This window comes from Rhizobium bangladeshense, from assembly GCF_017357245.1.
Taxonomy (GTDB): domain Bacteria; phylum Pseudomonadota; class Alphaproteobacteria; order Rhizobiales; family Rhizobiaceae; genus Rhizobium; species Rhizobium bangladeshense.
Window position 1 is genome coordinate 315,018 of the sequence record NZ_CP071614.1, and the last position, 23,732, is coordinate 338,749.

At 61.7% G+C, this 23,732-nt stretch carries 26 protein-coding genes and 1 riboswitch; of the genes, 10 read left to right on the plus strand and 16 right to left on the minus strand.

From position 1 onward, the window contains the following. The first annotated feature begins 10 nt into the window (after nt 1–10). Nucleotides 11–580 (plus strand): hypothetical protein, encoded by a 570-nt coding sequence (locus J2J98_RS25365; RefSeq protein WP_207603571.1) that lies wholly within the window; start codon nt 11–13, stop codon nt 578–580. Nucleotides 581–689: 109 nt separating this feature from the next. On the opposite strand, the gene J2J98_RS25370 is transcribed toward J2J98_RS25365, so the two are convergent. After that, nucleotides 690–1,214, minus strand: coding sequence for a tetratricopeptide repeat protein (locus tag J2J98_RS25370; RefSeq protein WP_064692361.1), 525 nt, complete (start codon nt 1,212–1,214; stop codon nt 690–692). A 257-nt stretch (nt 1,215–1,471) separates the two neighbouring features. On the opposite strand from J2J98_RS25370, the gene J2J98_RS25375 reads away from it, so the two are divergent. After that, the gene (locus J2J98_RS25375) at nt 1,472–1,978 is read left to right on the plus strand and encodes a hypothetical protein (protein WP_207603572.1); all 507 of its coding nucleotides are present in this window, start codon (nt 1,472–1,474) and stop codon (nt 1,976–1,978) included. A 41-nt stretch (nt 1,979–2,019) separates the two neighbouring features. On the opposite strand, the gene J2J98_RS25380 is transcribed toward J2J98_RS25375, so the two are convergent. Further along, a complete protein-coding gene (locus tag J2J98_RS25380; protein WP_064707126.1) occupies nt 2,020–2,457 on the minus strand; it encodes a DUF1810 domain-containing protein in 438 nt (145 codons plus the stop codon). A gap of 105 nt (nt 2,458–2,562) precedes the next feature. Beyond that, nucleotides 2,563–2,841 (minus strand): hypothetical protein, encoded by a 279-nt coding sequence (locus J2J98_RS25385; RefSeq protein ID WP_082930544.1) that lies wholly within the window; start codon nt 2,839–2,841, stop codon nt 2,563–2,565. A 271-nt stretch (nt 2,842–3,112) separates the two neighbouring features. Here J2J98_RS25385 and J2J98_RS25390 point away from each other — a divergent pair, with 271 nt between their 5' ends. Continuing rightward, nucleotides 3,113–4,483 carry an amidase gene (locus J2J98_RS25390; RefSeq protein WP_207603573.1) on the plus strand — a complete coding sequence of 457 codons (1,371 nt, stop codon included), beginning with the start codon at nt 3,113–3,115 and terminating at the stop codon, nt 4,481–4,483. Nucleotides 4,484–4,549: 66 nt separating this feature from the next. Continuing rightward, nucleotides 4,550–5,410 carry a sugar phosphate isomerase/epimerase family protein gene (locus tag J2J98_RS25395; protein WP_207603574.1) on the plus strand — a complete coding sequence of 287 codons (861 nt, stop codon included), beginning with the start codon at nt 4,550–4,552 and terminating at the stop codon, nt 5,408–5,410. A gap of 18 nt (nt 5,411–5,428) precedes the next feature. On the opposite strand, the gene betC is transcribed toward J2J98_RS25395, so the two are convergent. Continuing rightward, a complete protein-coding gene (gene betC, locus J2J98_RS25400) occupies nt 5,429–6,943 on the minus strand; it encodes a choline-sulfatase (RefSeq protein WP_207603575.1) in 1,515 nt (504 codons plus the stop codon). 96 nt (nt 6,944–7,039) lie between these two features. On the opposite strand from betC, the gene J2J98_RS25405 reads away from it, so the two are divergent. From J2J98_RS25405 to J2J98_RS25415, 3 genes are all read left to right on the plus strand, one after another. Then, complete coding sequence (locus J2J98_RS25405; RefSeq protein ID WP_207603576.1) at nt 7,040–7,948, plus strand: choline sulfate utilization transcriptional regulator; 909 nt, start codon at nt 7,040–7,042, stop codon at nt 7,946–7,948. Nucleotides 7,949–8,036: 88 nt separating this feature from the next. Further along, nucleotides 8,037–8,237, plus strand: a complete 201-nt coding sequence (locus J2J98_RS25410; RefSeq protein ID WP_064707120.1) for a hypothetical protein — start codon at nt 8,037–8,039, stop codon at nt 8,235–8,237. A 62-nt stretch (nt 8,238–8,299) separates the two neighbouring features. Next, nucleotides 8,300–9,094, plus strand: a complete 795-nt coding sequence (locus J2J98_RS25415) for an HpcH/HpaI aldolase family protein (RefSeq protein ID WP_207603577.1) — start codon at nt 8,300–8,302, stop codon at nt 9,092–9,094. Between the two features lie 7 nt (nt 9,095–9,101). Here J2J98_RS25415 and J2J98_RS25420 read toward each other — a convergent pair whose 3' ends face one another. The 12 genes from J2J98_RS25420 to J2J98_RS25475 form a co-directional block, all read right to left on the minus strand. Beyond that, nucleotides 9,102–9,779: a spermidine synthase gene (locus tag J2J98_RS25420; RefSeq protein WP_207603578.1), complete on the minus strand. Its 678-nt coding sequence runs from the start codon at nt 9,777–9,779 to the stop codon at nt 9,102–9,104. Nucleotides 9,780–9,849: 70 nt separating this feature from the next. Beyond that, on the minus strand, nt 9,850–10,749 hold the full coding sequence (locus tag J2J98_RS25425; RefSeq protein ID WP_207603579.1) for an ABC transporter ATP-binding protein: 900 nt from the start codon (nt 10,747–10,749) through the stop codon (nt 9,850–9,852). Continuing rightward, a complete protein-coding gene (locus J2J98_RS25430; protein ID WP_207603580.1) occupies nt 10,746–11,549 on the minus strand; it encodes an ABC transporter ATP-binding protein in 804 nt (267 codons plus the stop codon). Before J2J98_RS25430 ends, J2J98_RS25425 begins: the two co-directional genes overlap by 4 nt. Then, nucleotides 11,546–12,424: an ABC transporter permease gene (locus J2J98_RS25435; RefSeq protein WP_207603581.1), complete on the minus strand. Its 879-nt coding sequence runs from the start codon at nt 12,422–12,424 to the stop codon at nt 11,546–11,548. Before J2J98_RS25435 ends, J2J98_RS25430 begins: the two co-directional genes overlap by 4 nt. A gap of 1 nt (nt 12,425) precedes the next feature. Further along, nucleotides 12,426–13,403, minus strand: a complete 978-nt coding sequence (locus J2J98_RS25440; protein WP_207603582.1) for an ABC transporter permease — start codon at nt 13,401–13,403, stop codon at nt 12,426–12,428. Nucleotides 13,404–13,513: 110 nt separating this feature from the next. Further along, a complete protein-coding gene (locus J2J98_RS25445; protein WP_207603583.1) occupies nt 13,514–15,160 on the minus strand; it encodes an ABC transporter substrate-binding protein in 1,647 nt (548 codons plus the stop codon). Nucleotides 15,161–15,200: 40 nt separating this feature from the next. Further along, the gene (locus J2J98_RS25450; RefSeq protein ID WP_207603584.1) at nt 15,201–16,223 is read right to left on the minus strand and encodes a glycoside hydrolase family 3 N-terminal domain-containing protein; all 1,023 of its coding nucleotides are present in this window, start codon (nt 16,221–16,223) and stop codon (nt 15,201–15,203) included. Between the two features lie 24 nt (nt 16,224–16,247). Then, complete coding sequence (locus J2J98_RS25455) at nt 16,248–16,727, minus strand: GNAT family N-acetyltransferase (protein ID WP_207603585.1); 480 nt, start codon at nt 16,725–16,727, stop codon at nt 16,248–16,250. 217 nt (nt 16,728–16,944) lie between these two features. Continuing rightward, the gene (gene thiD / locus J2J98_RS25460) at nt 16,945–17,754 is read right to left on the minus strand and encodes a bifunctional hydroxymethylpyrimidine kinase/phosphomethylpyrimidine kinase (protein ID WP_207603586.1); all 810 of its coding nucleotides are present in this window, start codon (nt 17,752–17,754) and stop codon (nt 16,945–16,947) included. Next, complete coding sequence (thiE, locus tag J2J98_RS25465; protein WP_207603587.1) at nt 17,751–18,386, minus strand: thiamine phosphate synthase; 636 nt, start codon at nt 18,384–18,386, stop codon at nt 17,751–17,753. Before thiE ends, thiD begins: the two co-directional genes overlap by 4 nt. Next, nucleotides 18,383–19,186 carry a hydroxyethylthiazole kinase gene (thiM, locus tag J2J98_RS25470; protein WP_207603588.1) on the minus strand — a complete coding sequence of 268 codons (804 nt, stop codon included), beginning with the start codon at nt 19,184–19,186 and terminating at the stop codon, nt 18,383–18,385. Before thiM ends, thiE begins: the two co-directional genes overlap by 4 nt. Nucleotides 19,187–19,231: 45 nt before the next feature. Continuing rightward, nucleotides 19,232–19,328: riboswitch (TPP riboswitch) on the minus strand. Between the two features lie 122 nt (nt 19,329–19,450). Then, entirely contained in the window at nt 19,451–20,035 is a 585-nt protein-coding gene (locus J2J98_RS25475) for a DUF1349 domain-containing protein (protein WP_207603589.1), read from the minus strand. Nucleotides 20,036–20,264: 229 nt separating this feature from the next. Here J2J98_RS25475 and J2J98_RS25480 point away from each other — a divergent pair, with 229 nt between their 5' ends. The 3 genes from J2J98_RS25480 (at nt 20,265) to J2J98_RS25490 (ending at nt 23,685) form a co-directional block, all read left to right on the plus strand. Further along, on the plus strand, nt 20,265–21,791 hold the full coding sequence (locus tag J2J98_RS25480) for an ABC transporter substrate-binding protein (protein ID WP_207603590.1): 1,527 nt from the start codon (nt 20,265–20,267) through the stop codon (nt 21,789–21,791). Between the two features lie 83 nt (nt 21,792–21,874). Further along, nucleotides 21,875–22,816: an ABC transporter permease gene (locus J2J98_RS25485; protein ID WP_064707105.1), complete on the plus strand. Its 942-nt coding sequence runs from the start codon at nt 21,875–21,877 to the stop codon at nt 22,814–22,816. Then, entirely contained in the window at nt 22,816–23,685 is an 870-nt protein-coding gene (locus tag J2J98_RS25490; protein WP_064713431.1) for an ABC transporter permease, read from the plus strand. Before J2J98_RS25485 ends, J2J98_RS25490 begins: the two co-directional genes overlap by 1 nt. The last annotated feature ends 47 nt before the right edge of the window (nt 23,686–23,732 follow it).

Consider the following 23,732-nt stretch of genomic DNA (forward strand, 5'->3'; position numbering starts at 1 on the left):
GAGTAAACGCATGACCGGCATCCCGAATATCGACGTCGAAGTCGACGGCGCAAAACCAAGCCATCTGCGAGCACCGGAGCCGAGAGGCTCAAGAAACCCGCTGCTCGTCGGTTTGATCCTCATGCTCTTGCCAGTGAATGCTGGCGTTCTCATCTATACCGCCAAGAACTCAGCGGATGTTCGCGAGAGCCGCGAGACCATCGCCGCGCTCAAAAGGTCCATCGACGGCCTCAAAGGACAATTGGACAAGCAGTCGCACCACATTGCGGACAATGCCAAGGCCGACGAACTCGCACTTGTCCGCCAGGAGATGGAAAGCCTGCAGAAGGCTATCTTGTCGATGAACGAACGGATGCGCACCGACATAAGCGGTACCCGCATGGGTTCAGCTTTGGTCCTCAGCGCGCCCGGCAAGGAGCCGGCACAATTTTTCGCACCCCGTGCCGTGCCAGCGGAAACCGAAACTCCGGATAGCACTCTTGCGTCGATCGAAGCCGGGGGCATTGCCGTCGATAACCTCCCGCGTTACGAACGCACACTCTCGCCGGAAGGCCAGCTCATCCTTCGGAAGGCACGGTAAACACCGATCTCACCGAAACCTTCAAAGCAATCGGCGGACGCCCCGCCGATGCTCGCAGTTCGGCAAGAGCAGCTCTATCTCGACGCGGATTGTCGGTCGCTGAAGGGGCCTATCCCCGCTGAGGGTGGTTGACACTGTTCTTCATCAATTCGAGATTGCGGGCAGTGACCTCGTTTCCGGGGTCAAGCTCATAGGCTTTCAGGAAATACCGTCGGGCATTGCGCAAATCACCGCGTAAAAGGTGAGAATATCCGATATTGTTGTAGTAGACCGGAGTATTGCCGATCATGCGCGAGAGTTGCTGATAGGCGCGGTCGGAGGTGTCGAAGCGGGCAACCATGTCGGCGGAGGCTGCCAAGCCTAGCCAAGCGGCCGGATCCTGCGGAAAAACATCAACCGCCCGCTTGTAAATGGCGTAGGATTTTCCGTAGTTCTTTTCCTGAAACTGCAGTTTACCGGTGGTGATCAACTCGTCGTTCTTATAGAAGGCGACGGCTGCATCATCCTCAAGGGTCTTGGCACTATCGCCATAGGCAGCCAGACCATCAACGCTGGATGATTGGCAGCCAGCTAAAATCGCTCCGGCCGCTATCAAAAACGCAATGCATTTAGTTCCAGCTCTGATCTGCAACATTGCAACTCGATCCCCCATCAGACATTTTTACCTAAGATCCGGATGCGTTCACCGGAAATCATCGTAAAAAAAAGCTAACAACTCAAAAATTTGAGCGAATAGTCGCAAAAAAGCGACAGATGCGGTCTACGCTGAAAGACGCCAGCGTGGTAGGTGGCAACCATTCCAGGTTGGTATCATGTGTCCGGTGATTCTCAGAGTAGAAAATTAATCAACGTCGCCTAACCTGCTCAGCAGGTCAAAGGATGGAGCGCCTTATGCGGATGGCTATTTTCATGCTGCTGCGACTTGGGCCATCGCTGGCCTACGCGATAGCATCGATATTCCTTCTCAGCATACCGCTGTTGGACAGCCACCCTTCAAGTGAGTCCGTCTGGTGGCTGCACATGACGATACTTCCGGTCATGCGCGAACCCATTTATCTGCTTTTAGCGGTACCCGGCGTTGGAATTTGGAGCGCCGCGGTCCTGTTGATGCTTGCATCGGTTTTTGGGATTCGAGTGGCCCTGCAGCCGCAAAGACACTACCGGTCGGGCTTCATCCATGCCCATATCGCGCTAATCGCAACCGGTCTGACTATGGGACGGGCAGCAGTCGCGCAAGCCGGCCTTTCCGGCTTTGCGATGCCTCAGCTTCAGCGAAGCGACTGGTCGTTCCTGCCGCTATCCTACTCGCCGCTTGGGGTCGTCCTTTTTGTATCCGTCTGTTTGGCTTGCATTTGCTGCCATTTAACGGTCATCAAGCGGATAAAATCAGCGCCATAGAACCTGGCGGCGCGTGTCTTCACCAACTGCCGCTTCACGCTTTAGTCTCTGGCGCTGAGGATTTCGATCGTCCGCTCGTCGAATTTTCCTTGATAAAAGCGTTCGATTGCCCGGTGGAAGGGCGAGCCGTGATCGCTGATCGCGGCAAACAAGGTCATTGATGAGCGCAGCTTGAGATCATCAGGCGAACCGAAGATGTCGTGTGCCGATCGGCCGTCGATCGACAAAATCGCCTCGACGCAGCGCAACAGCCGGCTCGAGAGAGTGGGATCGGCGAGATAGGCGGCCGCTTCCCCGGCCGAGCGTATGGCATATTTTTCGGCCATCGCAGAGGTGCCGAGGCCCGCAATCTGCGGGAAGATGAACCACATCCAATGAGACGTCTTGCGTCCGGCCTTCAGCTCGGAAAGCGCCTGTTCATAGACGCCCTTTTGCGCCTCAATGAAACGACCAAGATTGTAGTCGATGTTGCCGGCCATGGTCTCTCCTCTTTGCTGTCAAGCAGCCTGGCCCAAGATCTCCTTGCCCGGCGAACCGGTTCTTGTAGCTGGCGCCAGGCTGGCAGAGGCGAGCCACGGTCGCCTTCAGCAAACCCTTTCAGCATAAGGGCTGCTGTCGCGGCAGTGGCCGTAAGGCTGATGATGCGGCGCGCTGTCGCCTGATGTGGCGGCAATGGCCGAGGTCGTCATAGGATCGGTATCACCAGAAGAATATGCGGCAAAACCTGCAAAGCTCAGGACGACCAAGGCCGCAACCACGATAATGCGCTCGAAACCGGAAAGCTTCTGGGCGCTGACATGTTCCACATAGTCGCGCTCGCCTGGGCCGGCCGTTTCGTCCTCTTTCACATGGAGGGTCACCATGTCCTGGCGACGGCTTAATGTTTCACAATCTATCATTTTAATTACTCCTGCAACACATGCGGGGCGGTCGAAGAGGACACTCTCACCCTCACGCCGAACCGGCTCGGCATGCGTGCATGCATGTGTGTCTTCAATCGTGGCAAATGAAGGGGCGCTATCCAAACTCAGTGTTCAAAAATTCGTACCAATAGATGCAAAAGAACGTGAGGCTCTGGCTCGCTCGAACGTTCCGGGTTAGTCCTTTGACAGCATCTCTCATCAGGACCGTCCCATGAGCAAATCCTTCGGTGCGATGTCCGTCGCCCAGCTTTCCGTCCTCATCCAAGGCGGTGCCGCCGATCCGGTCGATGTGGCCGAGACGGTGTTCGAATCCATCGAAAATTATGCCGATAAGGCGGTCTTCACCACGCTGCTCAAAGACCGGGCTATGGAGGAGGCGCTCGCATCTTCCAAACGTCTGCGGGAAGGGCGCTCGCTGGGTCTGCTGGACGGCGTTCCGATTGCGTGGAAGGATCTTTTCGACATCGAGGGGTTGCCGACGACGGCGGGGTCCGTCGTCCTGACCGCCGACGCGCCCGCCAGCTGCGATGCGGCGATCGTCGGTCTCCTCAGGCAGGCGGGCATGGTCGCCATAGGCCGCACCAATATGAGCGAATTCGCCTTTTCCGGCCTGGGCATCAATCCGCATTACGGCACGCCGGTCAATCCACGCGGCGCCGATCTCCCGCGCGTTCCCGGCGGCTCGTCCTCCGGCGCCGGTGTCGCCGTCGCAGCCGGGCTTGTCCCGGTCGCGATGGGCACGGATACCGGCGGATCAGTGCGAATTCCTGCGGCCTTCAACGGCATCGTCGGCTACAAGGCGACACGCGGCCGTCATGCGATGGATGGCGTCTTTCCGCTGGCCAAGAGCCTCGATTCCCTGGGGCCGCTCTGCCGCAGCGTCAGGGACGCCGTCTGGATCGATGCGGCGATGCGCGGCTTGACCGCGCCTGATGTCGTCCAGCGACCGCTGCGGGGGCTGGAATTGCTCGTGCCCGAAAATGTCGTTTTCGATGCGGCGGAACCGGGTGTCATTGCCGCGTTCGAGGCGGCTTTGGAGCGCCTTCAAAATGCGGGCGCCTCCGTTTCCCGCACCGCCATTCCCGCTTTCAACGAAATCTTCGACCTGATGACGAGATATGGTCCGCTGGTGACGGCGGAGGCTTTCGCCCTTCACCGCGAACGTTTGGCGGGACCGGACGCAGACCGGATGGACCATCGCGTCGTCATGCGCACCCGCTTGGGAAGCAGGACCACGACGCCCGATTACATCGCGATCCTGCAGGCACGCAGCCGCCTGATCGCCGATGCGGAGCGTCTTATCGGTAACCGTCTGATCGCCTTTCCCACGGTCGCTCATGTCGCTCCGCCGATCGCGCCGCTGGAGGATGATGATCAACTCTTCTTCGCTGCGAATAACAAGACGCTGCGCAACACCGCGCTCGGCAATTTCCTAGACTGGTGCGGCGTTTCCATCCCCTGCGGCACGGGCGTAGCAGGCATGCCGGTCGGTCTGCTGCTTTCGGCGACCGCCAGTCGTGACGAGGCGCTGCTGGGGGCGGCACTTGCTGCCGAGGCGGTGGTCCGCGGCGATTTCGTCTGAAATTGGCAATTGAACCACCGGGCTTTTATTGCCATTGATGGATGAGGAGAGCCTGGAGGAAAGCACGTGCAGGTTTTGCAGAACGGACGCTTCGCGGTTTCGACCTGGTCGCTGCATCGGCTGCTCGGCACCGTTTATGCCTATAGCCCCGATCCCGGCAAGAGCGCGGCGCCAAAACAGCCATATGGTCCCGGCGGTGCGGCGCTGATCGACATGCCGGCAGCGCTCGCCGCGCGCGGTATACACCGGCTGGAAGTCTGCTCCTTCCATCTGCCGAGCCTTGATGCCGCTTATTTGAGTGAACTCAGCGACGCGATGGCGTCGTCGAACGTGCTGTTCCAGACCCTGCTCGTCGAGGACGGCGATCCAAGCGACCCCGCAACGGCCGAACGCGACGTCAGATGGATGGCAGAATGGATCGATATCGCGGCTGCGCTCGGGGCGCAAAGGATGCGCGTCATCGCCGGCAAGCAGAAGCCGGTGCAGGAAAACCTTGCCCGCGCCGCCCGCAACCTTGGCTGGCTGGCCGAAGAGGCGGAGGGCAGCAATGTGCGTGTCGTCGTCGAAAACTGGTTCGATCTGCTGCCGTCCCCCGTCGAAGTGAACTGGCTGCTGGACCGGCTGGACGGCAGGGTCGGGCTCAACGGCGACCTTGGCAACTGGGCGGCACCGGCCAAATACAAAGGCCTGGCCGATATCATGGGTTGGGCGGAAATCTGCCACGCCAAGGCCGATTACGCCGCCACCGGCCTCGATGCGGACGATTATCGCAAGTGCCTGGAGATGTGCGAAAAGGCCGGTTACGCCGGTCCTTTCACGCTGATCTACGACTCGCCGTTCTTCGCCGACGAATGGGACGGCATTCTGCTGCAAAAGCAGTTCATCGAGGGTTTCCTGCGCGAGGCGCCGGCGCGCAGCATTGCTTAAATACCAAGGACTTCGCGCTTATTCCTGGCGCGGGAACCTCTGGCTTTCCTCCAGCACGTTCAGATCCATGTGGTTGCGCATATAACGCTCCGAGGCTTTCTGCAGCGGCTGATAATCCCACGGATAATAGGCGCCGTTGCGAAGTGCTGCGTAAACCACCCAGCGGCGTGCCTGGCTCTCGCGTACGGCCGCATCGAAATCTGACAGGTTCCAACGTCGCCCGGCCTGTTCGACAAGCCGAGCCAAGGTGTCGGCATGCGCCGGGTCGGCCGCCAGATTCTTGAGTTCTTGCGGATCGGCCTCGAGATCGAACAGCATAGGCGGATCCTTCTCGCAGAGCGATAGCTTATATCGCCCATCCCTCAGGCAGACGAGCGGCGCTTCGGAGCCTTCCGCGGCATATTCCATCGGCACGGGGCCGCGGCTGCCGGTGCCTTGGGCAAGCGGTGCAAGATCCCAGCCCTCGGTCCACGGTCTCAGCGAAGCGATGTCGATCCCGACGAGGCCGGCGAGCGTCGGCGTCACATCGAGGGTGGAGACGGGTTGGTCGATGCGCTTAGGCTTCCAGCCTGGTGCCGCAATCATCAGCGGAACGCGGGCAGAACCTTCGAAGAAGTTCATTTTGAACCAGAGGCCGCGATCGCCGAGCATGTCGCCATGGTCGGACACGAAGAGGATGATGGTGTTGCCGCCCATGCGGCTGCGTTGCAGGACGTCGAGAACCTCGCCGATCTTTTCATCGACATAGGAGATATTGGCGAAATAGCCGCGTCTTGCCCGCCTGATCTGTTCGCGGCTGATATCGAATGCATCGTGGTCGCAGGCCCTCATCAGACGCTGCGAATGCAGGTCCTGCTGAACATACGCGATCGGCGCAACCGCCGGGTCGAGGGCCGGGCAGTCCTCATAGAGATCCCAGTATTTGCGCCGTGCGACGTAGGGGTCGTGTGGATGCGTGAAGCTGACGGTCAGGCACCAGGGGCGCTCGTCATGGCCACGCGAGAGGTCGTAGAGTTTCCGCGTGGCGTGATAGGCGACCTCGTCGTCATATTCCATCTGGTTGGTGATTTCGGCCACGCCGGCGCCGGTGACCGAGCCGAGATTATGGTACCACCAGTCGATGCGCTCGCCAGGCTTGGTGTAGTCAGGTGTCCAGCCGAAATCGGCAGGATAGATATCCGTCGTCAGGCGCTCTTCGAAGCCGTGCAGCTGGTCGGGGCCGACGAAGTGCATCTTTCCCGAAAGCGCCGTCTGGTATCCGGCCGCGCGCAGATGATGGGCATAGGTCGGGATATCGGACGCAAATTCGGCCGCGTTGTCATAGACCCGCGTCCGGCTCGGCAATTGTCCGGACATGAAGGAGGCTCGCGCCGGCGCGCAGAGCGGACTTGCCGTATAGGTATTGGCGAAACGCACCGAGCGCTCAGCCAGCGATTTCAGATGCGGCGCGTGAAGAAAATCGGCGGGGCCATCGGGAAACAATGTCCCGTTCAACTGATCTACCATCAGGATAAGGAAGTTAGGGCGCGCCATTTGGAATTGCCTTTTGCTATTGGAAGATTTTATTGAAACGCCTATCATCTCACCTGTAAAGGCTGCTTTTTTCGATGGCTTCTCAAAGGGATTTTTATGTCAGAACGACCGCCTGAGCTCGGATGGATGCGCCTGTTCGTCGAGATCGCCAGGCTCGGGAGCTTTTCAGCGGCTGCAACTCTTCTCGGGCTGACCCAGCCAGCCGTGAGCTACCAGATCCGCCGGCTGGAGGAGCAGTTCGGCGTCACCCTGCTGCGCCGGCGGCATCGCGGGGCCGAACTCACTGCCGAGGGCGAGCGGCTTCTTGAGGTCACCGCAAAAGCGATCGGCGACATCGATGCCCTCGCCCGCAGTTTCAGGGTCGAAGCTCAAAGACCGGTCGTCAGACTCAGGACCGATTACGCTTTCTCGGCGCTCTGGCTGATCCCACGTATGGATGGCTTTCGCCATCTGCATCCGGAAACGGATATGCAGATCGTCGCGACGCAGCGGCTTGCCGCCGGATTTCGCGACGAGGCAGATGTCGCGGTGGTTTTCGGTACGCGGGCGGAATTCGGCTCTGTCGGTACGCTGCTGTTGCCGGAGAGGATCGTGCCCGTCTGCACGCAGGGATTTCTCGATCGCAACGGCCCTTTCGACGATCCAGGACAGCTTGCCAAGGCGCGGCTCATTCATCTCGATGCGCCGCTGCCATCACCCTGGTTCGACTGGCGCAGCTATTTTGCCGAATTCTCGGTCCTGCGCGACATCAATGCCGGTCGCGGCGATATCAGTTTCAATACCTATTCATTGGTCGTTCAAGCCGCTCTGAGCGAGCAAGGGGTGGCGATCGGCTGGATGGGCCTGGTTGATACGCTTCTTTCGGCACGCATGCTGCTGGAAGCCGGCCCGCCGCTGGAGGCGCCCGACCACGGTTACTGGCTGGTGCCGCCGCGATCTCGGAACATCCACAGCGAGAGGCTGAGCGCCTGGCTGTCGGATGAGGTGAAGAGAAATGGTGGGTAACGGTTGCATTTCTCGTCGGGAGAAGCCTTGTCATTGGCAATGGCGACCGACATTGTGGGATCGCATCTAAGGAGAAGGTGGCTGACGCATGCGAGCGATCGGATATGTCATCGGACTGCTTATGGTCCTGCTCGGCCTGATCTGGATCGGGCAGGGAAGCGGCTATTTTCCCTATCCGGCGTCCAGTTTCATGATTGCCCAAAAGATCTGGATGCTCTGGGGCGCCGTTCTGGCGGTTGCGGGCATCGTCGTGATGGTCATCAGCTCGCGGCTGCACCGCAGAGGATGAATTGCTGCTGCCGTTTGGCGGCAATCCGGCCGTTGACGGCCTGTCGAAATGAGGAGAATGGCATGAGCGCAGCTGAAATCGATGGCTTTGCGGACCGGATCAGGAAGCATCGAGGCGGCATGATCTCCGGCTGGGTCGGCATCCCCGACGCCATGCTCGTCAACCATCTGGCGCAGGAAGCTTTCGATGCAGTCGTGCTGGATATGCAGCATGGGATGTGGGACATGCAGTCGGCGGCAAACGCCGTCGCTCAGACGCGTCTTGCCGGCAAGCCGGCCATCGCGCGCATTCCCGTCGGCGATTTCGCCTCGGCCTCGCGGCTGCTCGATGCCGGTGCCTCCGGTGTCATCGCGCCGATGATCAATTCGGCCGAGGATGCGCGAGCGCTCGTCAGGACCACGAAATATCCGCCCCTCGGCGAGCGCAGCTGGGGGCCATCTCTTGCGCTGAACCATTCCGGCCTGTCGGCCGATGCCTATCTCAAGAACGCCAACGAGCTCACCGTCGCCATCGCCATGGTCGAGACCCGCGCCGCCCTCGATGCGATCGACGGCATTCTCGGGGTGACCGGCATTGACGGCATTTTCGTCGGCCCCGCCGATCTCTCGATTGCGCTGTCCAACGGTGACCAGGTGGCGCCGAACGCCGCCGAGATCGACAGCGCCATGCAGCACGCCGTTTCGCGCTGCCGCGCCCACGGCAAATTCGCCTGTGCCTATGCCGGCGACGGTGAGCGGGCCGGCGAACTGCTGAAATTCGGCTTCGATCTGGTCATCGCCGGTGCGGAGACGGTGCAACTGCGCGCCGGCGCCCGCCGGGCGATCAATGCTGCGCGCAGGATCGCTTCCGGCGGCTGAGCTCGTCTCAGCGGGCCAGTTTAACCGCCAGCCAGATCACATGCCGGGCGCCGCGCTTGCGGTTGGCCCGGGTATTGACGACGTCGACGGGGAAGCCGCTGTCCTTCAGGCGCCGGGTGAAATCCGGATCGGGGCCGGACGACCAGACGGCGAGCACGCCGCCGGGACGAAGCGCGTCGCGGGCGGCGCGCAGGCCGGCGAAATCATAGAGCCGGTCGTTGGATTTGCGGGTCAGCCCATCCGGGCCATTGTCGACATCGAGCAGGATCGCATCATAGGCAGCCTTGCCGGCACGGATCGCCTCGCCGACATCGCCCTGGTGGATGACGACGCGCGGGTCGTAGAGGCAGCCTTTGAAGACCTCGGCCATCGGCCCGCGCGCCCAGGCAATGACGGCGGGCACCAGTTCGGCGACGGTGACGGCGGCATCCTCGGGAAGAACGGCAAGGGCGGCACGCAGGGTGAAGCCCATGCCGAGCCCGCCGATCAGGATTCTCGGCGTTGGATGCGCCTTGATCCGCTCCCAGGCAAGGGTCGCCAGCGCCTCCTCCGAGCCGCTGAGGCGGCTGTTCATCAGCTCGTTGGCCCCGAGCATGATCGAGAATTCGCTGCCGCGCCGCTTCAGCCTGAGTTCGCCTTCTTCGCCGGGAATGGTCGCGGAATCGAGCTGGATCCAGGGCAGCATGACGTTTTCGCCTCACATGAAAGGGACCGTCCCCTAGCACAGGGCGAAGAGCGAGGCCAGCAAGCGGGCCTCAGAGCATCCGAATGAAATGATCGGCTTCCACTTCGACGATCTCGTCCTGCGATGCGGCGGAACGGCGGCGGACATCGTCGACCTCGCCGGGCCTCAGGCGCGCCTTCGGATCGCCGAAGCGGACGTCGGGATCGGGCACGGCTGAGAGCAGCAGTCTTGTATACGGATGCAACGGATTGTCGATCACCCGGGCGGTGCTGCCCCATTCGACGATCTGGCCGGCATACATCACCGCGATGTCCTCGGCGACATAGCGGGCGGTCGCGATGTCATGGGTGATGTAGAGCAGGCCGAGATTCATCTCCTGCTTCATCTCGTTCAGCAGGTTGAGCACGCCGAGGCGCACCGAAACGTCGAGCATCGAGGTCGGCTCATCGGCTACGATGACTTCAGGCTTGACGGCAAGGGCGCGTGCGATGTTGACGCGCTGGCGCTGGCCGCCGGAGAGCTCATGAGGATATTTCGGCGCAACGAGATCGGGATCGAGCCTAACGCGCTGCAGCAGTTCTCGGATCGTTGCGTCGATCTTGCTGCCGCCGATATCCGGCCTATGCAGCTTCAGTGGTCGCCGCAGATGGTAGGCGATCGTATGGGCCGGGTTGAGTGAAGCGAACGGGTCCTGGAAGATCATCTGCACGGAACGGCGATAACGGGCGATTTCGTCCGCCTTGGCCCCTTCGACCGGGCGGCCCTTATAGAGGATCTGCCCCGATGTCGGCTGATACTCGCGCATCGCCATCCGGGCGCAGGTGGTCTTGCCGCTGCCGGATTCGCCGACGAGCGCCAATGCCCGGCCGGCATGCAGCGAAAATGAGATCGAGCGGGCAGCATGAACGGCGGATGCGCCGTGGCCGAAGGTCTTCGTTACCTGGTCTAGAGCGAGGATGGCATTGCTCACAGCAGCACGCCTCCATGAAGCGAGGGGAAGGAGGCCCAGAGCTTCTTCGTATAGGCGTGCTTCGGCGTCTTGTAGATCGCCTCGGCGCCGTTCTGCTCAACGAGCTTGCCGGCAAGCATGATGCCGATGCGGTCGCAGAACTGCACCATGAGCCCGAGATCATGGGTGATAAACAGCACGGAGAAGCCGAATCTGCGACGAAGTTCGTTGATGCGCTGGAGGATCTCGCGCTGGACAACAACGTCGAGCGCTGTCGTCGGCTCGTCCATGACGACGAGTTTCGGATCGAGCGCCATGCAGATGGCGATGACGATGCGCTGGCGCATCCCGCCGGAAAACTGGTGCGGATAGTCGCGCATGCGGTCCGGCGCGATGTCGACCAGTTTCAGCATCTCGGCGGTGCGCTCGCGGGCTTGCGCGCGGCTCATGTTCTTATGGGTACGCAGCACATCGTAAAACTGAGCCTCGATGCGCAGCACCGGATTCAGCGAATTCATGGCGCTCTGGAAAACCATCGCCACCTCGCGCCAGCGGAAGGCGGCGAGCGCCTGCCGGTCGAGGCCGAGCACGTCGCGGCCGTCGAGCAGGATACGGCTCTCCTTGCGGATCAGTGCCGGCGGCCTGTGCAGGCGGCTGATGGCGAATGCGATGGTGCTCTTGCCGCAGCCGGATTCGCCGGCAAGACCGAAGACCTCGCCGGGGGCGACATCGAAGCTGACATCGTCGACGGCGCGAAAATCCTTCTCCTCGCCGATATAGTCGATGGAAAGGTTCCTCACGGAGAGCAGCGGCTGCGTCACAGGCGACCCTCCCCGGCACGCACGAGCAGGGACCAGCGCTTCAGGTGATTGCCGGTGCGAAGCCTCGGATTCGCGATCTCGTCGACGGCGAAGTTGAGCAGCGACATGCCGATGCCGAGGAAGGCAAGTGCGAAGCAGGGCGTGAGAATATCCCACCAGGCGCCGACTGAAAGCGCCGAAGCCTTCTGTGCATTGTAGAGCATGGCGCCCCAGGAGATTGCTTTGGGATCGCCGAGGCCGAGAAACTCCAGCGTCGCCTCGGTTATAATCGCGAAGATGACGCTGCCGATGAAATTGATGCCGACGATCGAGATCACGTTGGGGAAGATCTCGAATGTCATGATGCGCCATTGCGGCTCGCCCATCATCTCGGCGGATTTGACGAAATCCTTCTGCTTGACGGAGAGCGTCTCGGCGCGGGTGACGCGCGCGCCCCAGGCCCAGGAAGTGGCGCCGAGGATGAGGGCGATGACCAGCGGACTTGCCTGGCCGATGAAGGCGGCGAGCACCAAGAGCAGCGGCAGATTGGGAACGACGAGCACCATGTTGGTGAAGAAGCTGATGATCTCATCCGTCTTGCCGCCGCGATAACCGGAGATGATGCCGAGCGCTGTGCCGACGAAGGTGATCAGCAGGCCGGCGCCGAAGCCGACGGCAAGTGATGTGCGTGCGCCGTAGAGCAGACGGGCGAAGACATCCTGGCCGATGCGGGTCGTGCCGAGCAGATGATCGAGCGACGGCGGCTGATGCGGCCTGCCGGTGCGGGCAGCGGGATCATATTGCGTCAGCAGCGGCGCTGCGATCGCAACGACGACGATGACGGCGATGATGACGAGGCCGGTGAGCGCTTTGCGGTTTCGAAACAGGACCTTCATATCATGCTCCCTTCAGCCGCGGGTCGAGCAAGATATAACTGACGTCGACGATGAAATTGGCGATGAGCATGGTCGCGGTCATGATCAGGAGCTGGCCCTGGATGACGGGGTAATCGCGGGCGAGGATCGCCTGGTAAAGAATGTTGCCGAGGCCGGGATAGTTGTAGACGACCTCCGTCACCAGCGAGCCGCCGAGGATGGTGCCGATGGCGATGGCAAGGCTGGAGACGGTCGGCAGCAGGGCATTGCGCGCCGCATACCAGAGCATCACATGCCGGTCGGACAGACCCTTGGCGCGGGCCATCACGATATAGTCCTCGCCGAGCAGATTGATCATGTTGTTGCGCATGGTGACGGTGAAGCCGCCGATCAGCACGGTGCAGAGCGTCACCATCGGCAGGATGCCGTGATAGGCGACGCTGCCGATATATTGCAGGCTGAGAGCCGGATCGAGCGATGGATCGGCGGCATAACCATTCGGGAACCAGCCAAGCGTGAAGCCGAAGATGAAGAGCACGATCAGCGAGGTGACCACTGCTGGTACCGAGGTCGCGAAGATCGCGCCGACGGAGACGACGACATCGAACCTGCTGCCGCGCCGCCAGGCGGCGACGATGCCGAGGAAGGTGCCGAGCGCGAAGCTGACGATCGTTGCCGTTCCCATCAGGCCGACGGTCCAGACGAGAGCATGGCCGAGCACCGAAGTGACCGGCAGCGGGAAATATTTGATCGAGCGGCCAAGATCGCCGGTGAAGATACTGCCGAGATAGGTGAGATATTGCTGCCAGAGCGGGCCGTCGACGAAACCGAAGGTGAGCTTCAGCGCCTGCAGGCTTTCCGGCGGCAATTCGGCGCCGGCGCTCGAAAACATGATCTGCACCGGATCGCCCGGCATCAGCCGCGGCAGGAAGAAATTGATCGTCGCTGCCGCGATGAAGGCTGCCATATAGAAGACGAGGCGGCGAAGCAGAAAAGCCATGGGAACTCCGTCGTGGCGGGAGTGGCGTTTCTGGAGGAGCATGATGTCTTCCGAAAACCGCTAACACTTTTCGGCATCATGCTTCGACGCCACTCCCGAGATCATGATGCTTACTTGACGGGCTCGAGAGCGAGCAGGTTCAAGAGGCGCGCCGGATTGGTGCGCGAGATCGACGGGTTGACGAAGGGGTTCTCCTTGGTCGACCAGCCGGTGAAGCGTCTGGTGTTGTATTGATACCAATTCGGATTGTTGAAGACCGGAATCATCGGCATGTTTTCGGCGACGATGCGCTGCGCCTTGTTGATCGCTTCCTTCTGCTTGGCAAGGTCGGCGGTATGGGTGAACTCGGTGACGAGCTTCTCGACATCGGGATTGAACCAGCGCTGCGCTGTGAAGCGGGTCTTGCCCTTGTCCGAGGCGCTGAAGGCGCGCTTGTAGGGGTAATACGGCGAGGCCGAAGCGGGCAGGCTGTTGATCGCCGCATCGAAGGTTCCGTTGATGAGGTTGCCGGTCCAGACGGCTTCCTCAGGCGTTTCGATCTTGGCGTCGATGCCGACCGCCTGCATACCTTCGACGGCAATGTTTACGGTGTCGACCCAGTCCGTCCAGGAGTTCGGGACGATGATCGAGAAGGAGATCTTGCTGCCGTCGGGATTGTCGCGGAAGCCGTCGCCGTCCTTGTCATTATAACCAGCCTCGTCGAGCAAGGCTTTGGCGGCGTCGGCGTCATAAGTGGCGAACTTGCCGAAGTCGGCCTTGACGGACGGATCCGCCCAGCTCTTGTAGAGCTCGCCCATAAGGCCGGGGTCTTCATTCAGCGTCGGGTAGCCATAGCCGGCGACGTCGATCATCGTCTTGCGGTCGAGCGCCATGCCGACTGCGCGGCGGAACTTCACGTCGGTGAAGGCCTTCTTGTTGTTCTCATTCGCTGTTTCCAGGTTGAACAGGAAGGCGACCATGCTGCTCGGCGAATACCAGTAGTGGAAGTGCTGCGGGTCCTTCGAGACATAGACGTTGTCGATATCGGGAATGAAGGAGACGCCCCAGTCGAGCGTACCGTCGGCCGTTGCCGTCAGGATCTGGTTGTTGTCGGCAAGCTGCGGGAAACGAATGCAGTCGACCTTCAGATGCGCGTTGTCCCAGTAGTTCGGGTTGCGGCACTGGTCGTAGGTCTGGCCGGTGAAACGCGGCACTTCCGTCAGCGGGCCGCTGCCGACCGGGGTCTCGTTGGCGAAAGTGACGGGATCGGCGACATCCTTCCAGATATGTTCGGGGACGATCGGCAGCTGCGAGATCTGCTCGGCGGCAAGCGAGCTCGGATTGGCGAGCGTGAAGCGAACCGTCTGGCCGTCGACCGCCTGCACATCGGTCACGAAGGTCCAGATGCTGACGAAGTCGAGCGCCGGGAATTTCTTCAGGTAGTCATAGGTGAACTTGACGTCGGCTGCGGTCAACGGCTTGCCATCCGACCATTTCAGGTTCGGGCGCAGCTTGAATTCGATGCTCTTCAGATCGTCGGAGAGCTTGAAGCTTTCGGCCAGGCGATAGACCGGCTTGTTGCTGTCGAAACGGTTGAAAATAACAAGCGGCTCGTAGATGAAGTCGAGCGTCGACTGGCGCGACGATGTCTGGTTGAACGGGTTGAAATTGCGAACCCAGGTCGTCGCCGGTTCGATATTCGCCGTCAGGATCGTCTGCGCCATGGCGGATCCCGGAAGCAGCGTCAGTGCTGCGGCTGCAAGTAGATATTTTTTCATGTTCTATTCCCCTTTTATACAGTGAGAGATGGCGCGCCGGTCAGGAGATAAGCGCGCTTGCAAACATGTCTTCGACTTCGGCGTGGGCGGCGCGATAATCGATCTTGAGATCGCCGAGGCGGGCCTTGCCGGCGGCGATGCGCTTGAGGGCGGCATCCGTCAGCGGGCGGGCCGCCTTGGCGGCGGCTTCGCTTTCCCTGACGTCACCATGGCTGTGGAGGGCGATGTCGAAGCCGGCATCGAGCACTTGGGCGACCCGCTCCGGCAGCGTGCCGGCAAGCGACTCCATGAAGATGCAGTCGGAGATCAGCACGCCCTCGTAACCCATGTCCTTGCGGATGACGTCGTGCATAACAGGCGAGATCGACGCCGGCAGCTCCGCGTCATAAGCCGAATAGACGACATGAGCGACCATCGCCCAGGGCGTATCCTTCAGCGCGACGAATGGTTTGAAATCGGTGGCGATGAGGGTCTCACGGCTGGCATCGACGACCGGGCGCTCCTTGTGGGAATCGAGCGTCGCGCGGCCGTGGCCGGGAATGTGCTTCATGACCGGCATGTTGCCGGTCTCGAGCAGGCCGTCGACCACCTCCCGGCCGAGCGCGGCGATAAAGTCCGGATCGGGGCCGAAGGAGCGGGCGCCGATGACCGCGCTCGTCGTCTCGAAGACGAGATCGAGAACGGGCGAGCAACCGCTGGAAAGGCCAAGTTCCGTCATCATCGCGCCCATGCCCTGGGAGGAAAGGCGCAGTGCTTTTTTGCCGAGATCGAAATCGCGGCGGGCAAGCTCGGCGAATTGGCCGAAGCTGCGGAAGAGCGGCCAGGGACCGGCATCGAGATGCTGGACGCGGCCGCCTTCCTGGTCGGTGAAAACGGGCGCATCGTCGCGGCCGACGGCTTCGCGGAAGCGGTCGACCAGCCGCTTCGTCTGCTCCGGCTCGCGCTGATTGCGCCGCCCGACGAAGAGGCCGAGCGGGTTGGTGTCGCGAAACAGCGCGAATTCGTCATCCGAAATGGCAGGGTTCGGGAGGCCGACGAATAGGGCGAGCGGGGTTGAGGACAATTCTGGTGCTCCAATATCAGCTGGTCATTTCGGCGCGCTTCGCAGCATGCCTTCGTAAATGCCCGTATCGGGGGCAGGGATGGCGATCGCGCCTGCGGTGCTCGCGTAGAAATCGATGGGGCCGGCATCGCCGATGAAGGCATAGGCATGGCCGAGCGCCTTCATGGTCTGGAGGCACGCGGAAAACAGCGCGAGGCCGATCCCTTTGCCGCGTGCTTCCGGATCGACGCCGGTCGGGCCGAAGAAGCCGCGGGCCGTCGTGTCATAGCAGGCAAAGCCGAGCAGCTTGCCACCTTCGACTGATATCAGACAGGCGACGGGCTGGCGGGAAAAAGCGACGGAAACCTCGCTCGCCCAATTCTCGCTGAATTGTTCGCGAACCCAGTTGACGACGAGGTGCAGTTCCGGAGGAAGAGCCGGACGGATGGAAGCGCCGACGACGTCAGCCCGCTTTTTCAGTTCCGCGAGCCTGTTTGAATATAAGCTCACAAGCAGGTCTGGCACCTGTCTATCCTCCCGAGTTCCGTTATTGCGGAATATATCCCCTTTTAATGTCATAGACTTCGCCATCTCGGAGGGCTTGTCAACAGGGATTTTCGGATGCGGCGCGGCGGCGCCTGCGATTCTCGTTGCGGCTTCGACGTGAGGTATGGGTCCAATGCAAAACGGCCCGGGAGAGCCGGGCCGTTTTGCATTTGGATCTGTTCGCCGACGCCAGCGCCTATTCGCCCTCTTTCCAAAGCGCGTGGAAATGCTGGACCGGACCGTGCCCGGAGCCCACGCTGAGCTTTCCGGCGGCTGCGACCGCGCCGGCGAGATAATCCTTCGCGATGGCAACGGCCTCTGGCGCCGAGGCGCCTTTGGCGAGTTCGGCGGCCAGTGCGCTGGAGAGCGTGCAGCCGGTGCCGTGGGTATTCTTGGTCGGTACACGTCGGGCCTCGAACCAGTGCAGGCCGTCGGCAATTGAAAGCACGTCGGGGCTTTCCTCACCGTCGAGGTGTCCGCCCTTGACCAGCACGGCGGCCGGACCGAGGGCGCGCAATCGCTCTGCCTGGGCGGCCATCTCCTCGCGATTGGTCGCAACCGGCTGGTGCAGCAGGGCGGCGGCTTCAGGTAGGTTCGGGGTGAGAAGCGTGGCCAACGGCAGCAGCCGCCGGGTCAGCACGTCGACCGCGTCAGGCTCAAGCAGGGTGGCACCGCCCTTGGCGATCATCACCGGGTCGAGGACGATGGGAATGCCGCGCCGGTCAGCAAGGGCTGCGGCGACGGCCTCGGCGATGGCGGCATTGGCGATCATGCCGATCTTGACGGCGTCGACGCGCACATCGGCAAAGACGGCATCGATCTGGTCGGCGACGAATTGCGGCGGCACCAGATGCACGCCGGTCACACCCTGCGTGTTCTGCGCCGTCAGCGCGGTCAGCACAGCCATGCCGTAGACGCCGCGGGCGGAAAAGGCCTTGAGGTCGGCCTGGATGCCGGCGCCGCCGGATGGATCGGAGCCGGCGATGGAGAGAACGTTGCGGATCATGGGCGGACCTTTCGGATTTCTGCGGCGATGCGGCGCGTGGCCGCCTCGGGGTCTGGCGTGCCCGCGATGGCGGAGACGACGGCAAGTCCTCTGGCGCCGGCGGCAAATACCTCGGCCACGTGGCTCGCCTTGAGGCCGCCGATGGCGACCGACGGCACCGGCGAGGCCTTCACCAGCCTTGCAAGACCGTCAAAGCCGATTGGCTGTTTGTGGTCGGCCTTGGTCGGGGTCGCAAAGACCGGTCCGACGCCGGTATAATCAACGAGACCGGGATCGACGGCGCTAGCAAGCGGCGCTGTCTCGACCGAGAGGCCGAGGATCATGTCGGGACCGATCATAGTCCGTGCCGTGCGCGCATCCATGTCCTCCTGGCCGATATGCAGGCCGTCGGCACCTATGGCGACCGCTGCCTCGACATCGTCATTGACGATAAGCAGCGCGCCGGTTCCCGCAAGCGCTTGTTTCAAGGCTCGGCCGGTCTCGATCATTCTGGGCGTGCCCGCATGTTTGTCGCGCAGCTGCACCATCGTCGCGCCGCCGGCAACGGCAAGGCGCGCGGTCTCGATCATGCCGATCGCGGCGCAGAGATCGGAATCGAGAACGAGATAGAGCGAAAGGTCGAAGCGCTTCATGCAACCGATACCCTTGCCCTGGCATCGAGCGTTTCGGCGTCGATCGCAGCCAGCGCATCGAGGAAGCGCCAGGAGAAGGAGCCCGGGCCGGCGGCACCCAGCGCCGCATCTTCGCCGGCAACGGCGAAGGTCGCAAGCGCGGCGACAGTCGCGCCGAAGATATCCTCGGGCGCGGTCGCGGCGAAGGCGCCGACGAGGCAGGTAAGCGAGCAACCGAGCGCGGTGACCTGCGGCATCAGGGCCGACCCACCCTGAATGCGCACGGCCCTTTCACCATCGGTGACGAAATCGACCGCACCGGTGACGGCAACGACGGCTTGCTGCCGCTCCGCCAGCCGCCGTGCCGAATCCTCCGCCTGTTCGACCGGGTCGCGGCTGTCGACGCCCTGGCCGCGGCTCTCTCCGCCAGCAAGCGCGATGATCTCGGACGCGTTGCCGCGGATGATCGTCGGCTTGAGCGCCAGGAGATCGGCGACCGCTGCGCGGCGGAAGGCCGTCGCGTAATGCGCGACTGGATCGAGCACCCATGGTTTGCCGGCTGCGTTGGCGGCCTTCGCCGCCGTCTGCATGCCGTCGATCCATTGCGTCGACAGCGTGCCGATGTTGATGGTCAATGCATTCGCGATACCGGCGAATTCACCGGCTTCTTCAGCGGCATGCACCATGGCGGGCGAAGCACCCGACGCAAGCAGAACATTGGCCGCGATGTTCATGGCGACATAATTGGTGATGCACTGGACGAGCGGCGGCTTTTCGCGCATCGCCTTCAGCATGGTTCCCGACGTGAACTTTCTTTGCATGGCGCCCCTTTCAGGCGGGGGCGGGCGCGGGGCGCGCCTCTCACGGCGGGTTCCCGAGCGACTCCCTCCGCCGGCATTATCCGGTTCAGGTTCGAAGGGTTCTTCTCAGCCCGTCTGTCGACGAACGCCCCTGTCTCTCAATCGTGCTCTTTTCGCAGAGAAGGGCGCGGCTGTCACTCCGAAAATGACAATTCGGGTATAGTGGCTACCCTTGGGCGTGGATGTTACTGCGGTGCTTCGGAGCGCAATCCTGACGAAATCCCCCTAACTCAAATCATGAAGACCCGTCGTGATCGCGGCCGCGATCGAAAACTCCGAAAACCGCACCGTCAGCCCCCTGCGCTCCGGCGTGCAGGCTGTCGGCCCCACCTCGTAACGGTCTGCAGCCGGGAAGGGCGCTAACCGCAGCAACGCCCAGAAGCGCCCATTGCGTGAAGCCTGGATTCGCATCGCTCCGTTTGCGACGGTGACGCGGATGTGGAAATCCTCCAGTTCCTTGAAGGGCTGCGATACCGACCAGTCGGATCTGCCGTCGGTAACGACGGTGCTGAGGAAGGCTTCGCCGTCGGTGAATTCGACGCCTGTCTTCAACCAGCGGCTCTCGTCGAGGCGCACCATCAGGCCGGCCTGGTCGTAGAGGGTGCGGAACTCGCCCTGGACGCGGATCTGTGCGGTGAAGCTGTCGCCGGTGGGAAAGGCGAGGAAGTGGCCGGTGTCGCGGGTGAAGCCGTAATAGGTCTCGCGCCAGAAATCGGTCTTTTCGTCCGTTGTGATCGTCAGGCCGGTTTCGTCGGCGTGCCAGCTGGCCGGTTCGTTCAGCCATTGTCCCTGGTTGAAGTCGATGCTCATTCGATCCTCCCTTTGTTGAAGTCCTGACGCTGCCGATTCTCCATGTTCGTATCATGCGCGACCTTCGCGCAGGCAGCCAGTCTCGGCCGGCGATGTTGTGCTCTCTCAGGCATTTCAGCCTCCGCCGCAGACATAATCCGCGGCTTCGGCTTGACACGATAGTTCCAGCTTCTATTCTGTTACAAAAAGATGAATTACATAATTGTGGAACTAAATCGGGAGCTCTTACATGAAAACGCTTGTCGCATTCCTTCTCGGCACCGCGCTCGTCGCCCTGCCTTCGACCCTCTCTGCCCAGGAAAAGGGCGGCGTCATCAATGTCGCGACGATCGGCGAGCCGCCGACGCTTGATCCGATGTCGTCGACGGCCGATCTCGTCGGCATCGTCACGCAGCATATTTTCGAAACGCTCTATACCTTCGACAAGAGCTGGAACGTCACGCCGCTGCTGGCCGAGAGCCTGCCTGAGATCAGCGCCGACGGCAAAACCTATACGATCAAACTCAGAACCGGCATCAAGTTCCACGACAATACAGACATGACGTCGGAGGATGTCGTCGCCTCCCTTAACCGCTGGATGAAGATCGCCTCGCGCGGCAAGCAGGTGGCCGGCTTCATCGACAAGGTCACCGCCGCCGATCCGGCGACCGTGACGATCACGCTGAAGCAGCCCTATGCGCCGCTGACCTCGCTGCTGGCCTTCAACAATTCGGCGGCAATCATCATCCCGTCGGAAAAGCAGGACGAACCGATGAAGGAATTCATCGGCACTGGCCCCTATATGCTGAAAGAGCGCAAGGCAGATCAGTATATTCAGCTCGTCCGCTTCGACGGGTATGTCCCGCGCAGCGGCGAGAGCGATGGTTATGGTGGCGCCCGTCATCAATATCTCGATGAAATCCGCTTCGTACCGGTGCCGGACCCGAACACCCGCGTCGAGGCCGCTATCTCCGGCCAGTATGATTATGTCGACTCGATCCCGGTCGAATCCTACGACAAGCTGAAGGCATCGACCGCCTCGCAGCCGGTCATGCTGAAGCCCTTCGGTTATCCAGTCTTCGTCTTCAACACGAAGGAGGGTGTTGCCGGGAATGTCGAGGTCCGCAAGGCGATCCGCCAGGCGCTCAGCATGGAAGACATGCTGGCGGCGGCTTTCGGCAGCAAGGATTTTTATGCGCTCGACGGCGCCATCTACCCCAAGACCTTTGCCTGGTCGACGGATACCGGCGTCGAGGGCGCCTATAATGTCTCTGATCCGGAAGGGGCGGCTGCGGCCGCCAAGAAGGCCGGCTACAATGGCGAGCCGATCCGCATTCTGACCAGCCGCCAATACGAGTTCCACTACAAGATGGCGCAGGTCGCCGCCGAATATCTGAAGCTTGCCGGCTTCACCGTCGATATGCAGGTGGTGGACTGGGCGACGCTGACGCAGCGCCGCACCGACCCGAAGCTCTGGGATATCTATATCACCCACAGCCCCTTCCTGCCGGAGCCGGCGCTCATCGGCTCGCTCTCGACCAGCTCGCCCGGCTGGTGGGATACGCCGGCCCGCAAAGCGGCCGTCGATGCCTTTACCTCCGAGGTCGATCCGAAGAAACGCGTGGCGCTCTGGGCCGATGTCCAGAACGCGGTTTATACAGACGCGCCCTTCATGAAGATCGGCGATTTCAACGCCGTCTCGGCGAAGTCGGTTAAGCTCGAAGGGGTCGATCCAGCTCCGTGGCCGTATTTCTGGAACGCTTCGATCAAGAAGTAAGCATCACCGCCGGTGCCGGTCCTTCGCGACCGGTACCGGTCATCTTTTCTGCCGCATCTGTAAGGGCTTGAAGGCCGGCATTCATGATACGCTACATCCTCCAGCGCCTGTTCGGCATGGTCGTCGTGATGTTTCTGGTCGTCACGATCGTCTTCGTCATCGTGCGCGTGACGCCGGGAGATCCGGCCGCCGTAATGCTCGGGCCGGATGCGACGCCGCAGGATATTGCCGATCTGAGAAGCCGGCTCGGCCTCGATCAATCGCTCGGGCTGCAATATGTCTATTATATCGGCCAGCTGCTGAGGGGCGATCTCGGCCAGTCGATCTTCCTCAATATGCCGGTCACATCGGCGCTCATCGACCGGGCCGAGCCGACCTTCTTCCTGACGCTGTTTTCGCTTGCGATCGCCAGCATCATCGCCCTGCCGATCGGCATCTATGCCGCCTATCGGCGCGGTTCCTTCATTGATCAGGCGGCAACGACGCTCGCCATGTTCGCCGCCAGCATTCCGAGCTTCTGGCTCGGCCTCATCCTGATGCAGTTCTTCGCCGTCAGGCTCAATCTCTTCCCGGTCTCCGGCTATGGCGGCCCGGGCTCGACCTTCATCGACCGGATGTATCACCTGACGCTGCCGGCCTTTGCGCTTGGCATCGTCTCTTCTGCGCTCATCCTGCGCTTCACCCGCGCCTCTATGCTCGATGTGCTCGGCGACGATTATATCCGCACGGCCCGCGCCAAGGGGCTGATCGAGCGCAAGGTCATCCTCAAGCACGCGCTGAAGAACGCGCTGATCCCGATCCTGACGGTGCTCGGCCTGACGGCAGCGGTGCTGATCTCGGGCGCCGTCGTCACCGAGACTGTCTTCGGTCTGCCGGGTGTCGGCAATCTCGTCGTTTCGGCGGTTTTGCGCCGCGACTATCCCGTCATCCAGGGCGCGCTGCTGGTCATCGCCGCGCTCTATGTGCTGATCAATTTTGCGATCGACATGCTCTACCTGCTGGTCGATCCGAGGGTGCGCTACTGATGGCCGATATCGCAATCAAACCCGTCGAAAGCGAAGGCAGCAAGTTCGTCCGCCGCCTGATGAAGCGCAGGACGGTGGCCTTCGGCCTGCTGATCCTGGCGATCTTCGTGCTACTGGCGGTCTTCGCGCCTGTGGTCGCGCCCTATTCGCCCTCCAAGCTTTCCATCGTCAACCGGCTGAAGCCGCCGAGCGGCACCTTCTTCTTCGGCACCGACGAGTTCGGCCGCGACGTCTTCTCGCGGACGATTTTCGCCGGCCGGCTGTCGCTGCTCGTCGGGGCCGCCGTCGTGACCTTGTCGGCCGCCATCGGCGTCACCCTCGGCCTGCTCGCCGGATTTTTCCAGAAGCTCGATACGCCGATCGCCCGGCTGATCGACGCGATGATGGCGTTTCCGGATATCCTGCTGGCGATTGCCCTCGTCGCCGCCCTCGGCCCGTCCTTGACGACCGTCATCATCGCGCTGTCGATCGTCTATGCACCGCGCCTTGCCCGTGTCGTCCGTGCATCGACGCTTGTTATTCGCGAGCTGCCCTATGTCGAGGCGGCGAGGGCGCTCGGCATTTCAACCTTCCACATCATGACGCGGCACGTCTTGCGCAATCTGCTGTCGCCGATCCTGGTGCAGGCTACTTTCCTCTTTGCCAGCGCGATGCTGGCCGAAGCCGGTCTCTCTTTCCTCGGCCTCGGAGTCAGCCCAGAAATCCCGACCTGGGGAACGATGATCGCCGCCGGTCGCCAATATATCGGCCAGGCCGACTGGATGACGCTTTTTCCCGGCGTCGCCATAGTCCTCTCGGTGCTGTCGCTGCAGATGGTCGGCGACGGCCTGAGGGACATGCTCGACCCAAGGCTTCGCAAGGACCTTTAATCCGCCGACCTCTCAGTCGGCTTAATCCGGAATTCGCCAAATCGAAA

Excerpts from the sequence above, each read along its gene's own strand:
- J2J98_RS25365 (WP_207603571.1), top strand. The coding sequence starts at position 11 with ATGACCGGCATCCCGAATATCGACGTCGAAGTCGACGGCGCAAAACCA.
- J2J98_RS25370 (WP_064692361.1), bottom strand. The coding sequence starts at position 1,214 with ATGTTGCAGATCAGAGCTGGAACTAAATGCATTGCGTTTTTGATAGCG.
- J2J98_RS25375 (WP_207603572.1), top strand. The coding sequence starts at position 1,472 with ATGCGGATGGCTATTTTCATGCTGCTGCGACTTGGGCCATCGCTGGCC.
- J2J98_RS25380 (WP_064707126.1), bottom strand. The coding sequence starts at position 2,457 with ATGGCCGGCAACATCGACTACAATCTTGGTCGTTTCATTGAGGCGCAA.
- J2J98_RS25385 (WP_082930544.1), bottom strand. The coding sequence starts at position 2,841 with ATGGTGACCCTCCATGTGAAAGAGGACGAAACGGCCGGCCCAGGCGAG.
- J2J98_RS25390 (WP_207603573.1), top strand. The coding sequence starts at position 3,113 with ATGAGCAAATCCTTCGGTGCGATGTCCGTCGCCCAGCTTTCCGTCCTC.
- betC (WP_207603575.1), bottom strand. The coding sequence starts at position 6,943 with ATGGCGCGCCCTAACTTCCTTATCCTGATGGTAGATCAGTTGAACGGG.
- J2J98_RS25405 (WP_207603576.1), top strand. The coding sequence starts at position 7,040 with ATGTCAGAACGACCGCCTGAGCTCGGATGGATGCGCCTGTTCGTCGAG.
- J2J98_RS25410 (WP_064707120.1), top strand. The coding sequence starts at position 8,037 with ATGCGAGCGATCGGATATGTCATCGGACTGCTTATGGTCCTGCTCGGC.
- J2J98_RS25415 (WP_207603577.1), top strand. The coding sequence starts at position 8,300 with ATGAGCGCAGCTGAAATCGATGGCTTTGCGGACCGGATCAGGAAGCAT.
- J2J98_RS25420 (WP_207603578.1), bottom strand. The coding sequence starts at position 9,779 with ATGCTGCCCTGGATCCAGCTCGATTCCGCGACCATTCCCGGCGAAGAA.
- J2J98_RS25435 (WP_207603581.1), bottom strand. The coding sequence starts at position 12,424 with ATGAAGGTCCTGTTTCGAAACCGCAAAGCGCTCACCGGCCTCGTCATC.
- J2J98_RS25440 (WP_207603582.1), bottom strand. The coding sequence starts at position 13,403 with ATGGCTTTTCTGCTTCGCCGCCTCGTCTTCTATATGGCAGCCTTCATC.
- J2J98_RS25445 (WP_207603583.1), bottom strand. The coding sequence starts at position 15,160 with ATGAAAAAATATCTACTTGCAGCCGCAGCACTGACGCTGCTTCCGGGA.
- thiD (WP_207603586.1), bottom strand. The coding sequence starts at position 17,754 with ATGATCCGCAACGTTCTCTCCATCGCCGGCTCCGATCCATCCGGCGGC.
- thiE (WP_207603587.1), bottom strand. The coding sequence starts at position 18,386 with ATGAAGCGCTTCGACCTTTCGCTCTATCTCGTTCTCGATTCCGATCTC.
- thiM (WP_207603588.1), bottom strand. The coding sequence starts at position 19,186 with ATGCAAAGAAAGTTCACGTCGGGAACCATGCTGAAGGCGATGCGCGAA.
- J2J98_RS25475 (WP_207603589.1), bottom strand. The coding sequence starts at position 20,035 with ATGAGCATCGACTTCAACCAGGGACAATGGCTGAACGAACCGGCCAGC.
- J2J98_RS25480 (WP_207603590.1), top strand. The coding sequence starts at position 20,265 with ATGAAAACGCTTGTCGCATTCCTTCTCGGCACCGCGCTCGTCGCCCTG.
- J2J98_RS25485 (WP_064707105.1), top strand. The coding sequence starts at position 21,875 with ATGATACGCTACATCCTCCAGCGCCTGTTCGGCATGGTCGTCGTGATG.
- J2J98_RS25490 (WP_064713431.1), top strand. The coding sequence starts at position 22,816 with ATGGCCGATATCGCAATCAAACCCGTCGAAAGCGAAGGCAGCAAGTTC.